This window comes from Ramlibacter sp. 2FC, from assembly GCF_005503345.1.
Lineage (GTDB): Bacteria > Pseudomonadota > Gammaproteobacteria > Burkholderiales > Burkholderiaceae_C > SCMQ01.
On the sequence record NZ_SCMM01000005.1, the window covers coordinates 48,740 to 62,081 of the forward strand.

Annotated in this window: 11 protein-coding genes; 6 read left to right on the forward strand and 5 right to left on the reverse strand. The window is 69.7% G+C overall.

The window, feature by feature from the left end:
* Positions 1-31: 31 nt before the first annotated feature.
* Positions 32-1,417 carry an aminopeptidase P N-terminal domain-containing protein gene (locus FFS10_RS03875; protein WP_137891662.1) on the reverse strand — a complete coding sequence of 462 codons (1,386 nt, stop codon included), beginning with the start codon at positions 1,415-1,417 and terminating at the stop codon, positions 32-34.
* Positions 1,418-1,439: 22 nt separating this feature from the next.
* The gene (locus FFS10_RS03880; RefSeq protein WP_283957571.1) at positions 1,440-2,207 is read right to left on the reverse strand and encodes a nucleotidyltransferase family protein; all 768 of its coding nucleotides are present in this window, start codon (positions 2,205-2,207) and stop codon (positions 1,440-1,442) included.
* A 100-nt stretch (positions 2,208-2,307) separates the two neighbouring features.
* Between FFS10_RS03880 and tkt the strand changes: the two genes are divergently transcribed.
* Together tkt and gap are read left to right on the forward strand one after the other, a co-directional pair.
* Complete coding sequence (gene tkt, locus FFS10_RS03885) at positions 2,308-4,362, forward strand: transketolase (protein WP_249931159.1); 2,055 nt, start codon at positions 2,308-2,310, stop codon at positions 4,360-4,362.
* A 34-nt stretch (positions 4,363-4,396) separates the two neighbouring features.
* Positions 4,397-5,398, forward strand: a complete 1,002-nt coding sequence (gene gap / locus FFS10_RS03890; RefSeq protein WP_137891664.1) for a type I glyceraldehyde-3-phosphate dehydrogenase — start codon at positions 4,397-4,399, stop codon at positions 5,396-5,398.
* Between the two features lie 77 nt (positions 5,399-5,475).
* Here the strand turns inward: gap and FFS10_RS03895 are convergent, their stop codons facing one another.
* On the reverse strand, positions 5,476-5,952 hold the full coding sequence (locus tag FFS10_RS03895; protein ID WP_137891666.1) for an FKBP-type peptidyl-prolyl cis-trans isomerase: 477 nt from the start codon (positions 5,950-5,952) through the stop codon (positions 5,476-5,478).
* A gap of 30 nt (positions 5,953-5,982) precedes the next feature.
* Positions 5,983-8,997: a DNA topoisomerase III gene (locus FFS10_RS03900; protein ID WP_137891668.1), complete on the reverse strand. Its 3,015-nt coding sequence runs from the start codon at positions 8,995-8,997 to the stop codon at positions 5,983-5,985.
* A gap of 84 nt (positions 8,998-9,081) precedes the next feature.
* Here FFS10_RS03900 and FFS10_RS03905 point away from each other — a divergent pair, with 84 nt between their 5' ends.
* The 4 genes from FFS10_RS03905 to FFS10_RS03920 all read left to right on the forward strand — a co-directional run bounded on the left by FFS10_RS03905 (position 9,082) and on the right by FFS10_RS03920 (position 11,901).
* Entirely contained in the window at positions 9,082-9,591 is a 510-nt protein-coding gene (locus tag FFS10_RS03905; RefSeq protein WP_137891671.1) for an SET domain-containing protein, read from the forward strand.
* An 11-nt stretch (positions 9,592-9,602) separates the two neighbouring features.
* On the forward strand, positions 9,603-10,379 hold the full coding sequence (locus FFS10_RS03910; protein ID WP_137891673.1) for a biotin--[acetyl-CoA-carboxylase] ligase: 777 nt from the start codon (positions 9,603-9,605) through the stop codon (positions 10,377-10,379).
* Between the two features lie 183 nt (positions 10,380-10,562).
* Positions 10,563-11,207, forward strand: a complete 645-nt coding sequence (locus tag FFS10_RS03915) for an SPOR domain-containing protein (protein WP_137891676.1) — start codon at positions 10,563-10,565, stop codon at positions 11,205-11,207.
* Positions 11,208-11,241: 34 nt separating this feature from the next.
* Positions 11,242-11,901, forward strand: coding sequence for a glutathione S-transferase family protein (locus FFS10_RS03920; protein ID WP_249931160.1), 660 nt, complete (start codon positions 11,242-11,244; stop codon positions 11,899-11,901).
* On the opposite strand, the gene FFS10_RS03925 is transcribed toward FFS10_RS03920, so the two are convergent.
* Complete coding sequence (locus FFS10_RS03925) at positions 11,902-13,290, reverse strand: sensor histidine kinase (RefSeq protein ID WP_137891789.1); 1,389 nt, start codon at positions 13,288-13,290, stop codon at positions 11,902-11,904. It lies immediately after the preceding gene.
* Between the last annotated feature and the right edge of the window lie 52 nt (positions 13,291-13,342).

The following is a 13,342-nucleotide window of genomic DNA, read 5'->3' on the forward strand; positions in this document are numbered from 1 at the left end:
ACCGCCTGGCATCCAATCGTCGGCGCCGGGATCAACCGCGCATCAGCGCCTCGATCTCGTCCGGCTCGACCGGCACGCCGCGCGTGATCAGCTCGCAGCCCGTGTCGGTCACGATGGCGTCGTCCTCGATGCGGATGCCGATGTGGTGGAAGGCCTCGGGCACGCCCGGGGCCGGGCGCACGTAGAGGCCGGGCTCGACGGTCAGCACCATGCCGGGGCGCAGTATGCGGCTGGGCCGGTCCTTGATGGTCTCGCCGCTGATCGGGTCGCGGCGCTCGCTGACCTGGCCCTGCTCGCCGGGCTCGACGTAGCTGCCGCAGTCGTGCACGTCCATGCCCAGCCAGTGGCCGGTGCGGTGCATGTAGAACGGGAAGTAGCTGCGGTTGGCGATCACGTCGTCGACCGAGCCGACCTTCTTGCCGTCCAGCAGGCCGAGGTCGAGCAGGCCCTGGGCCAGCACCTTCACGGCGGCCTCGTGCGGCGCGGTGAAGCGCGCGCCGGGCCGCGTCTCGGCCACGGCCGCGTCCTGGCTGGCCAGCACCAGCTCGTAGAGCGCGCGCTGCGGGCCGCTGAAGCGGCCGTTGGCCGGGAAGCTGCGCGTGATGTCGCTGGCGTAGCCGTCGAGCTCGCAGCCCGCGTCGATCAGCACCAGCTCGCCGTCGCGTATCGGCGCCTGGTCGGCACGGTAGTGCAGCACGCAGGCGTTGGCCCCGGCGGCCACGATGGAGCCGTAGGCCGGGTACTGCGAGCCGTGCTGGCGGAACTCGTGCAGCAGCTCGGCGTCGAGGTGGTACTCGCGCAAGTCCTCGCCCGCGCGCAGCATGGCGACGCAGCGGCGCATGGCGCGTACATGGCCCTGGGCGCTGATCTGCGCGGCACGGCGCATGATGGCCTGCTCCTCGGCGTCCTTGAACAGGCGCATCTCGTCCAGGACGGCGCAGAGGTCGCGCTGCTCGGCCGGGCACAGGGCGCCGAAGCGCACACGCGCGCGCACCTTGCCCAGCCAGCCGTCGATCCGGCTTTCCAGGCCCGCATGGGTGGCGAACGGGAACCAGACCGTGGCCTGGTTCTCCAGCAGCCGGGGCAGCTCGGAGTCGAGCTGGCCGATGGGGTAGGCGGCGTCCACGCCCAGCGCCTCGGGCGCGGCCCCGGGCCCCAGGCGCAGGCCGTCCCAGATCTCGCGCTCCGGGTCCTTGGGCTGGCAGAACAGGGTGCTGCGGCCGTCGGCCGTGATCACCAGCCAGGCGTTGGGTTCGCTGAAGCCGCTCAGGTAGTAGAAGTAGCTGTCGTGCCGGAACAGGTAGTCGCTGTCGCGGTTGCGCTGGCGCTCGGGCGCGGTGGGCACGATGGCGATGCCGCCGGGGCTGAGCTGCGCCGCCACGCGGGCGCGGCGCTGGGCGTAGAGGGAGGGGTTCATGGTGCGGTTCCTGAGGTGTCGGTCATGCGGCATTGAGTTCGGCCAGCCGTCCGGGCGTGCCCACGTCGGTCCAGGCGCCTTGGTAGAGCTCGGCGCTGACCAGGCCCTGGTCCATGGCGGCGCGCAGCAGCGGCGCCAGCGGCGCGGCCGTGCCCTGCGGGTTGCCGGGCAGGATGGCGCACCAGGGCGGCTCGAACAGCGCTCGGCGGTACAGGGCGATGGTGCTGAAGGTGTAGGTCTGCGCGGCCTGGTTCAGCGCCAGGCCCTGGGCCGAGAGGCCGAAATCGCCGCGCGGGTGGTGCGGCGGATTGGGCACCAGCCAGAGGTGGGCCAGCATGCCGCTGGCGGCGAAGCGCTCCACGCTGTCCTGTGCGAAGCGGAAATCCGGCGCGTAGACGTCGCCGGCCAGCACCCAGAACGGATCGCCCAGCAGGGGCAGGGCGCGCGCGATGCCGCCGGCGGTCTCCAGGGCATAGCCGAAGTCCTGTCCCTCGTGCGAGTAGTCGATGTGCACGCGCTCGGCCCTGGCTGCCGGGCTCGAAGCCTCCAGCAGCGGCTGGGGGCCGAACTGCGCCGCGATCTGCTCGCCCAGCCAGGCCGTGTTGACCACCAGGCGCGAGAAGCCGCCGCGCGCCAGCGCCTCCATGCTCCATTGCAGCAGCGGCTTGCCCCGCACGGCCAGCAGGGGCTTCGGGCGCTGGTCGGTCAGCGGGCGCATGCGCTCGCCGCGGCCGGCGGCCAGGATCATGGCCGCCACATGGGGCAAGGGGGGGGACGCGGTCAACCTCATGCCGCTATGGTGCCATGCTCTGCGCAGGCCCGGAAAAGGCGCCGCCGGGGCCAAACGGTAAAATCCTCGGTTTCCCCTGATTTCCCCGGAGCTGCCTGACATGGCCCAAACCCTCACCGTGCCCACCGCCAACCGCGTGAACATGGCCAATGCGATCCGCGCGCTGGCCATGGACGCCGTCCAACAAGCCAACTCCGGGCACCCGGGAGCGCCCATGGGCATGGCCGACATCGCCGTCGCGCTGTGGGGCCAGCACCTGCGCCACAACCCGGCGAACCCGCACTGGTTCGACCGCGACCGCTTCGTGCTGTCCAACGGCCACGGCTCGATGCTGATCTACGCCCTGCTGCACCTCACGGGCTACGCGCTGCCGATCGAGGAGCTGAAGAACTTCCGCCAGCTGCACAGCAAGACCGCGGGCCACCCCGAGACCGGCGTCACGCCCGGCGTGGAAACCACCACCGGCCCGCTGGGCCAGGGCCTCACCAACGCGGTGGGCATGGCGCTGGCCGAGAAGCTGCTGGCCAAGGAGTTCAACCGCCCGGGCCATGCCATCGTCGACCACCGCACCTATGTCTTCCTGGGCGACGGCTGCCTGATGGAGGGCATCAGCCACGAGGCCGCGGCCCTGGCCGGCGCCTGGAAGCTCAACCAGCTGGTCGCGCTGTACGACGACAACGGCATCTCGATCGACGGCCAGGTCACGCCCTGGTTCATCGACAACACTGCGCTGCGCTTCGCCGCCTACGGCTGGAACGTGGTCGGCCCGATCGACGGCCATGACGTGGACGCCGTCTCGCGCGCCATAGCCGACGCCAAGAACAGCGCCGACAAGCCCACACTGATCGTCTGCAAGACCCACATCGGCAAGGGCTCGCCGAATCGTGCCAACACCGCCAAGGCGCATGGCGAGCCGCTGGGCGCCGACGAGATCAAGCTCACGCGCGAGGCCCTGGGCTGGGAGCACGCCCCGTTCGAGGTGCCGCAGGAGGTCTACGCCGACTGGGACGCGCGCGCCAAGGGCTTGGCCGCCGAGGCCGAGTGGGACGCCAAGTTCGCCTCCTACAAGGCCGCCCATCCCGAGCTCGCCGCCGAGTTCGCGCGCCGCATGCAGGGCGAGCTGCCCAAGAGCTTCCACCAGGTCGCGGTCGACGCCACGATCGCGGCCCACACCAAGGCCGAGACCGTGGCCAGCCGCAAGGCCTCGCAGCTGGCGCTGGAAGCCTTCACCGCCGCCTTGCCCGAGCTGCTGGGCGGCAGCGCCGACCTGACCGGCTCCAACCTGACCAACACCAAGTCGACGCCGGCGCTGCGCTTCGACCTGGCCGGCGAGGTGGTGACCACGCCCGAGGGCCAGGTCGGCCGCCACATCAACTACGGCGTGCGCGAGTTCGGCATGGCCGCCATCATGAACGGCATCGCGCTGCACGGCGGCTACATCCCCTATGGCGGCACTTTCCTGACTTTCAGCGACTACAGCCGCAACGCCATCCGCATGGCGGCGCTGATGAAGCAGCGCGTGATCCATGTGTTCACGCACGACTCCATAGGCCTGGGCGAGGACGGCCCCACGCACCAGTCGATCGAGCATGCGGCCAGCCTGCGGCTGATTCCCAACCTCGACGTCTGGCGCCCCGCCGACACGGCCGAGACCGCCGTGGCCTGGGCCGTGGCATTACAAAACCAGAACAAACCCACGGCCCTGCTGCTTTCGCGCCAGAATCTGCCCTACGCGCCGAAGTCGGACCTCGGCGAGATCAGCCGCGGTGCCTACGTGCTGGCCGAGCCTGGCCGCGTGGGCCTGAAGAAGAAGGCGCAGGCCGTCATCATCGCCACCGGCTCCGAGGTGCAGCTGGCGCTGAAGGCGCAGGAGCTGCTGGCCGAAAAGAAAATCGCGGTGCGCGTGGTCTCCATGCCCAGCACCACGGCCTTCGACCGTCAGACCCTCGCCTACAAGAGCGAAGTCCTGCCCCAGGGCCTGCCGCGCATCGCGGTGGAGATGGGCGTGACCGACGGCTGGTGGAAGTACGGCTGTGCGGCCGTGGTCGGCATCGACTGCTACGGCGAGTCGGCGCCGGCACCGGTGCTGTTCAAGCATTTCGGCTTCACCGCCGAGAACGTGGCCGAGACGGTGCAGGCCGTGCTGGCCCGCTGAGTTTCAGGTTTTTAACTTCTAGGAAGATCCAATCATGACCATCAAGATCGGCATCAACGGCTTCGGCCGCATCGGGCGCATGGTGTTCCGTGCCGCCGTGCAAAACTTCCAGGACATCGAGGTCGTGGGCATCAACGACCTGCTCGAGCCCGACTACCTGGCCTACATGCTCAAGTACGACAGCGTGCACGGCCGCTTCAAGGGCGAGGTCAGCGTCGATGGCAACACCCTGGTGGTCAACGGCAAGAAGATCCGCCTGACCGCCGTCAAGGACCCGGCCGAGCTCAAGTGGAACGAGGTCGGCGCCGACGTGGTGATCGAGTCCACCGGCCTGTTCCTGACCAAGGAAACCGCCGAGAAGCACCTCGCCGCCGGCGCCAGGAAGGTCATCATGTCGGCCCCGTCCAAGGACGACACGCCGATGTTCGTCTACGGCGTGAACGACAAGAGCTACGCCGGCCAGGCGATCGTCTCCAACGCCTCCTGCACCACCAACTGCCTGGCCCCCGTGGCCAAGGTGCTGAACGACAAATGGGGCATCAAGCGCGGCCTGATGACCACGGTGCACGCCGCCACCGCCACGCAGAAGACCGTGGACGGCCCGTCCAACAAGGACTGGCGCGGCGGCCGCGGCATCCTGGAGAACATCATCCCCAGCTCCACCGGCGCTGCCAAGGCCGTGGGCGTGGTGATCCCCGAGCTGAACAAGAAGCTGACCGGCATGGCCTTCCGCGTGCCCACCTCCGACGTCTCGGTGGTGGACCTGACCGTGGAACTGAACAGCGAGGCCAGCTACGCCGAGATCTGCGCCGAGATGAAGGCCCAGAGCCAGGGCGCGCTCAAGGGCGTGCTGGGCTACACCGAGGACAAGGTGGTCTCGACCGACTTCCGCGGCGAAGCCATGACCTCGGTGTTCGACGCCGAGGCCGGCATCGCGCTGGACAAGAGCTTCGTCAAGCTCGTGTCCTGGTACGACAACGAGTGGGGCTATTCCAACAAGTGCCTGGAAATGGCGCGCGTGGTGGCGGCCAAGTAAGTCATTGCCTCGCACAGAAAAAACGCGCCCGAGGGCGCGTTTTTTCATGGCGGCTGCGCGTCCCGCAGGACCGCGGCTCAGTGGTGGTGGCCGTGCGCCCCATGCGCATGGCCGTGGGTGATCTCCTCGGCGCTGGCCGCGCGCACGTCCGTCACCTTGAGCGAGAAGCGCAGCACCTTGCCCGCATGCGGGTGGTTGCCGTCCAGGACCACCTGCGGGCCCTTGATCTTCAGCACGGTGAAGATGCGCTCGTGGCCGTCATCGGCCCGGCCGCGCAGCGTGCCGCCGACCTTCACGCCGGGCGGGAACTCGGCCTTGGAAATCGTGCGCACCAGGCTTTCGTCGCGCGCGCCGAAGGCGTCCTCGGGCTGCAGCAGCACGGTGGTGGCGAAGCCCGGCTCCTGGCCCTCCAGCGCGGCCTCGATTTTCTCGAAGGTGTTGCCGTAGCCGCCGTGCAGGTAGGCCATGGGCTCGGTGCTCGCTTCCAGGGCCTTGCCCTGGGCGTCGGCCACCTGGTAGCTCAGGGTCACGACGGTGTCCTTGCTGATCTTCATCGCAGTATTCCTCTTGTCTTTCGGGCGGGCTCAGCCCAGGTGCTTGCCGACGATGCCGGCCAGCTCGAACATGGTGACCTGGTCCTTGCCGAACACCGCGCGCAGCTTGGCGTCGGCGTTGATGGCGCGCTTGTTGGCTGCGTCCTGCAGGCCGTTGGCCTTGATGTAGTCCCACAGCTTCTTGATGACCTCGGTGCGGGCCAGGGGCTCGCTGCCGATCACGGCGGCCAGGGCCTCGCTGGGCTTGAGGCCCGCGCCCGGAGCGGTCTTGCGCGGCGCCTTGGGGGCCTTGGCGGGCGCCGCCTTCTTCGCTGCCGGCGCCTTGGCCGCGGCCTTCCTGGCGGGGGCGGCCTTGGCGGCGGCGCCGGCTGCCGTCTTGCGCGGCGGAAATTTGCTTTCGCGCGGCTCGAACTCGAAATTCACCTTGCCGGCGGCCGCATCCCAGGCCAGGAAGGCCTTGAAGCTGCGGCGCGTGCGCATGGAGACGAACTTGTCCAGCAGGTCGGTCTTGCCGGTGGCCAGCAGCTTGGCCATCTGCTCGCGCGCCACGGGCTGCTGCAGGATGATCTTGCCGCTCTTGAAGTCGCAGCTGGGCGTGGGCTGGTCCGCGGTCGGCACGGACTTGGCGCAGATGTAGTTGCTGCCATGCTCGTGCACAGCCGCGCCGCACTTGGGGCAGGGGCCCAGCGGCTCGCTGGCCGAGAAATCCACCAGCTCGCCGGTCTCCTCGGCGTTCTTGTCGTCGCCGAAGTCGAACTCGAGCTTCCAGTTCCTGTCTTCCTCGTTATAGCGCAGCGCGATCTCGGCGGTGAACGGCCAGCCGGCCTTGGAGCGGAAGCCTTCCAGCGGGCCCAGCTTGCGCTCGCGCAGGAAAGCTTCGACCTCAGCCGGCTCGAAGGTGCGGCCGGCGGGCGACTTGCCGAACGAGAAGCCGCAGCCCTCGCCGCGGCCGTCGGCGCCGGTGCAGGCGTAGCGGCGGTAGTTCTCCTTGACCACGCCGCCGCAGTTGGGGCAGGGCGTGGACAGCTGGGCGTAGTCGCCGGGGACGGTATCGCGGTCGTATTCCTTGGCCTTCTTGACGATGTGCTCGGTCATGGCCGCGATGTCGCGCATGAAGGCCTCGCGCGAGAGCTTGCCGTGCTCCATCTGGGCCAGCTTGTATTCCCACTCGCCAGTCAGCTCGGGCTTGGAGAGCTCCTCCACGCCCAGGCCGCGCAGCAGGGTCATGAGCTGGAAGGCCTTGGCCGTGGGGATCAGCTCGCGGCCCTCGCGCAGCATGTATTTCTCGGTCAGCAGGCCTTCGATGATGGCGGCGCGCGTGGCCGGCGTGCCCAGGCCCTTCTCCTGCATGGCCTCGCGCAGTTCGTCGTCGTCGACCAGCTTGCCCGCGCCCTCCATTGCGCCCAGCAGCGTGGCTTCGGAGTAGCGCGCCGGCGGGCGGGTCTTCAGGCCCTTGGGCTCGGCGGTCTCGGTGCGCACCATCTCGCCGGGCTTGACCGGCACCAGGCTCTGGCCCTTGTCGCCCTCCTTGGCATCGGCCACCTCGTCGGCCGCCTCCTTGCCGTAGATCGCCAGCCAGCCCGTCTTGACCAGCACCTTGCCCTCGGTCTTGAAGCTGTGGTCGACGGCCGCCGCAGCGCCGGGCCGCCCCAAGCCAGGCGTGGCCCCCTCGGGGGGCAGCGCAGTACGCGCAGCGACAAGCGTGGGGGTCACAGTCGTGATGCGGGTCGTGACCAGGTACTCGGCGCTGGGGAAGAACACCGCCATGAAGCGCCGCACCACCAGGTCGTAGAGCTTCTGCTCGGCGTCGGACAGGCCGCTGGGCGCCTGCAGCGTGGGGATGATCGCGAAGTGGTCGCTGACCTTGGCGTTGTCGAAGATGCGCTTGCTCGGCTTGATGTAGCGCTCGTCCAGGCCCTGGCGCGCGAAGGGCGCGAGGTGGCGCATGCCGCTGTCGGCCAGCATCTCGAAGGTCTGTTTGGCCACGCCCAGGTAATCCTCGGGCAGGTGGCGCGAGTCGGTTCGTGGATAGGTCAGGGCCTTGTGGCGCTCGTAGAGCGACTGCGCGAGCGACAGCGTGGTCTTGGCCGAGAAGCCGAACTTGCCGTTGGCCTCGCGCTGCAGCGAGGTCAGGTCGAACAGGGCAGGCGAAGCCTGAGAGGTGGGCTTGCTCTCCTCGGTGACCGTGGCGGCCTTGCCGCGCACCGCGTCGGCGATGGCCTGGGCCTCTTTCAGCGACCAGACGCGATCGGCCTTCTTCTCGCCGTCTTCCGCGTCCTTCTTCCATTTGGGGTCGAACCACTTGCCCGGGTACTCGCCGGCCTCGGCCAGGAAGCTGGCGTGGATCTCCCAGTAATCGCGGCTGACGAACTTGCGAATCTGCTCCTCGCGCTCGACCACCACGGCCAGCGTGGGCGTCTGCACCCGGCCCACGGTGGTCAGGAAGAAGCCGCCGTCGCGCGAGTTGAAGGCCGTCATGGCGCGCGTGCCGTTGATGCCGACCAGCCAGTCGGCCTCCGAGCGCGAGCGCGCCGCGTTGGCCAGACCCTGCATTTGCTGCTCGCTGCGCAAGCTGTCGAAACCGTCGCGTATGGCCTGCGGCGTCATGGACTGCAGCCATAGGCGCTTGACCGGCTTGCCCAGCGGCAGGTATTGGCCATTCTTGTGGCCGCCGGCGTACTGCTCGATCAGGCGGAAGATCAGCTCGCCCTCGCGTCCCGCGTCGCAGGCGTTGACCAGGCTGCCCACGTCCTTGCGCTTGGCCTGCCGCACGACCGCGTTGAGCCGGCTCTTGGTCTTGTCCACCGGCTTGAGGTCGAAGTAGGGCGGGATCACCGGCAGATGGGCAAAGCTCCACTTGCCGCGCTTGACGTCGAACTGCTCGGGCGCCTGGATTTCGACCAGGTGGCCGACCGCGCTGGTGACCACATAGTGGTCGTTCTCGAAGTGGTCCTCGTGCTTTTCGAACTTGCCCGCCACGGGCGTGAGCGCCCGCACGATGTCTTGGGCCACCGAAGGTTTTTCCGCAATGACCAGGGTTTTCATCTCATTACAATCCGGTTTCTCGCGTGCGCACCTGCGCACGCACGCGCACATGTGCGTACGGTTTCACCTTACCAAAATTTTGCCGTGCCCCAGAAATCCAGCTTCGCGTCGTCCCGGCGCATCCAGACCCGCCGCTCCGGCGTGCACGGCAAGGGCGTGTTCGCCGTGCAGGACATCGCCGAAGGCGAGATCATCATCGAGTACGTGGGCGAGATCATCAGCTGGCAGGAGGCGCAGGACCGCCATCCGCACGACCCCGCGGACCCGAACCACACTTTCTACTTCCACGTCGACGAGGACCGCGTGATCGACGCGCTCCACGGCGGCAATTCCTCGCGCTGGATCAACCACAGCTGCGAGCCCAACTGCGAGGCCGACGAGCAGGACGGCCGGGTCTTCATCAAGGCGCTGCGCAACATCCGCGCCGGCGAAGAGCTCAACTACGACTACGGCCTGATCATCGACGAGCGCTACACCCCCAAGCTCAAGGCCGAGTACCCCTGCTGGTGCGGCAGCTCCCACTGCCGCGGCACCCTGCTGGCGCCCAAGCGCCGTCCGGCCACGCCCAGGACGCCGGCGCAGCGCCGTCGCTGAAGGCGCAGCCCATGTCCAGGGCTCACCTGCTTTGGCCGGCCGAGGCGATCTGGGAGGCCGTCTCGCCCCAGCTGCCCGACTTCAGCGTCGAGATCCTGCCCGAGCTCGACTCCACCAACAGCGAGCTGATGCGCCGCGCGCGCGCCGGCCGACTGGAGCCGGTGCTGCTGGTGGCCGAGGCCCAGACCGCGGGCCGTGGCCGGCTGGGGCGTGACTGGCAGAGCACGTCAGGCGATTCCCTTACGTTCTCGCTGGGCCTGCCGCTGGCGCCGGTCGACTGGTCCGGCCTGTCGCTGGCCGTGGGCGTGGCCGTGGCGGAAAGCCTGCATCCCGAGATCGGCCTCAAATGGCCGAACGACCTCTGGTGGCAGGACCGCAAGCTCGGCGGCATCCTGATCGAGACCACCAGCCTGGGCGTGCAGCGCTACGCCGTGATCGGCGTGGGCCTGAACATCGCGCCGCGCGCGGCCGCGGGCCTGTCCACGCCGCCGGCCTGGCTGCAGGCCATCGCGCCGGAGCTCGACGCGCCGGGCGCCCTGGGCCGCCTGGCCGCGCCGCTGGTGCAGGCCGTGCAGGCCTTCGAGCGCCTCGGTTTCGCGCCGTTTCAGGCGCGCTTCAACGCGCGCGACATGCTGCAAGGGCGTCCGGTCACGCTCAGCGACGGCACGCGCGGCCAGGCCCTGGGCGTGGGCCAGGACGGCGCGCTGCGGGTGCAGACTGCGCAGGGCCTGCAGGAAATCACCAGCGCCGAGGTCAGCGTGCGTCCGGCGGATTCGGGCGGGGTTTGATGAGCCCCCACGCTCATCACTTCGTGTATTCGCTGCCCCCCGAGGGGGCGCAGGCCTCCTTTGGGGCGGCGCTGCGCAGCGTCGTGCGCGCAGCTGTACAGCGCAGCAGCGCCATGGCCGCCCTTCGCCTGGTTCGCTTCGCAGACCAACGGCTCCGGGCGGCCCGGCAGGAGGCCTGAGCCCGTGCTGCGCCTGGCGGTCCTGCTCCTGCTGCTGGCCAACGCCGCGTATTACGCCTGGTCGCACGAGTGGCTGGGTGCGCTGGGCCTGGCGCCGCAGCGCCAGGACGAGCCGCAGCGCCTGGCCCAGCAGATCCACCCCGAAGGACTGCACCTGCTGGCGCCCGAGGAGGCGCGCCGTCTCCAGGGCCTGCCAGCGGGGACCGAGTGCCTGCAGGCCGGCCTGTTCGATGAGCGCCAGGCCGCCGTCCTGCGCCAGGCGCTGGCCCCCCTGCCGGCCGGCAGCTGGGCCCTGGAGCCCGGCCGCCTGCCGGCGCGCTGGATCGTCTACATGGGGCGCTTCCCAACGGCCGAGGCGCTGGACAGGAAGCGCGCCCAGCTGCGCGCGCTCAAGCTGCGCTTCGAGCCGGTGGACAGCGCCGCGCTGGCGCCCGGCCTGTCGCTGGGCGACTACCCGTCCGAGGCGGCCGCCGCCCAGGCCCTGGATGCGCTGGCCGAGCGCGGCGTGCGCACCGCGCGCGTGCTGCAGGAGCGCGCCGAGCTCGCGGGCCAGTGGCTGCGCCTGCCTATGGCCGACGCCGCGCTGCGCGCGCGCGTGGAACAATCGCGCGATGCGCTGGCCGGCCAGCCGCTGCGCCCCTGCCGCTGAACCCCATCCAACCCCCTTTTTTCGGAGACTTTCGATGACCCTCAAGCTCTATTACGCCCCTGGCGCCTGCTCCTTCGTGCCGCACACCCTGCTCGAGGCCGCGGGCGAGCCCTACGAGCCGGTGATGGTCAAGCTGCACAAGGGCGAGCAGAACAGCCCCGAATACAAGTCCATCAACCCGCGCGGCCAGGTGCCGGTGCTGGTCGACGGCGGCCAGGTCATCACCCAGATCGTGGCCATCGTCAGCTACATCGCCGAGCGCTTCCCGCAGGCCGGCTTCCTGCCCGCCGAGCCCGTGGCCCGCGCCCGCGCCATCGAGACCCTGGCCTGGATGAACAACACCATCCATCCCACCTTCACGCACATCTTCATGCCGCAGAAGTTCACCGACAACGCGGCGGCGCAGGCCGAGATCAAGGGCTACAACACGCAGATCTTCCGCAGCCTGCTGGGCGAGCTGCAGGCCCTGGTGCACGCCGCCAGCGCCGCCGGCCGCGCCTTCCTGGGCGGCGAGCGCTTCGGCCCGCTGGACGCCTATGCGCTCACTTTCCTGCGCTGGGGCACGATCGCCGGCATCAACCCCGAGGACCATCCCGACCTCTGGGCCTTCGTGCAGCGCATCGCGGCCCTGCCGCCGGTGGCGCGCGTGATCGAGCGCGAGCGCCTGCAGCTGAATCTGTACAAGCCCGGCTGATCAGGACGTCGCCGGCGCAAAGCGCACCGTGAAGCGGACACCGGGCGGCTGCTGGCCCGGGTGGGCGTCCTCGATGGCGACCGTGGCCCGGTGCTGCTGGGCGATCTCCAGCACGATGGGCAGGCCCAGGCCCGAGCCGTCGACGTTGGTGCCCAGCGCGCGGTAGAAGGGCTGGAATACCAGCTCGCGTTCGGCCTCGGGGATGCCGGGGCCGTTGTCCTCGACCTGCAAGGCCAGCGCGTGGCCGAAGGGGTCGGCCAGCACGCGTGCCGTGATCACGCCCGGCCGTGCCGGCGTCGACGGCGTGTAATTGAGCGCGTTGTCGACCAGGTTGCGCACCAGCTCCTTGAGCAGGGTCGGGTTGCCCTCGAGCACCACGCCGGGCGAGCCCGGCTCGGCGCCGTCGTAGCCCAGGTCCAGCGCCTTGTCCATGGCGCGCGGCACGGCCTCGCGCACCGCGTCCATGGTCAGGCGCGCCAGATCGCAGGGCTGGCGGCTGATCGCCGTGCCGCCGCCCTCGGCGCGCGCCAGCGACAGCAGCTGGTTCACCGTGTGCGTGGCGCGTATGCTGGCGCGGCCGATCTGCTTGAGCGACTGCTTGAGCTCCTCTTCGCCGGCGCCCTCGCGCTGCGCCAGGTCGGCCTGCATGCGCAGGCCGGCCAGCGGCGTCTTGAGCTGGTGCGCCGCGTCGGCCAGGAAGCGCTTGTGCGTGGCGATCGAGTCCTTGAGCCGCGTCAGCAGGTCGTTTACCGACGAGACCAGCGGCGCCACCTCCAGCGGCACGGCCTTCTCGTCGAGCGGGCTCAGGTCGTCGGGCTTGCGCGCGCGGATGCGCTCCTCGAGCTGCGACAGCGGCTTGATGCCGCGCACCAGGGCCAGCCAGACCAGCAGCACGGCCAGCGGCAGGATCACGAATTGCGGCAGCATCACGCCCTTGATGATCTCGGTGGCCAGCACCGAGCGCTTCTCGCGCGTCTCGGCCACCTGGACCAGGGCCGGCCGCGCATCGGGCAGCTCGAGCGCCACCCAGGTATAGGCCACGCGCACCTCCAGGCCGCGCAGCTCGGCGTCGCGCAGGCGCACCTCGTCGATGGCGGGCTTCTCGTCCTCGGGCGGGGGCGGCAGCTCGCGCTCGCCGCTCAGGAACTCGCCGTTGGTGCCCAGCACCTGGTAGGCCACCATGTCCGAGTCGTCGGCGCGCAGCAGCTCGCTGGCCGGCTGCGGCAGGTTGAACTGGACCTTGTGGTTGGGCCCGACCTTGACCAGCTGTGCCAGCGCCTGCACGTTGTAGACCAGGGCCCGGTCGAAGGGCTTGTTGGCGATGCCCTGCGCCACCAGCCAGGTCAGCGCCAGGCTGACCGGCCACAGCAGCAGCAGCGGCGTCAGCATCCAGTCCAGGATTTCGCCGAACAGCGAGCGCTGCTCGCGCTTGAACAGGGTG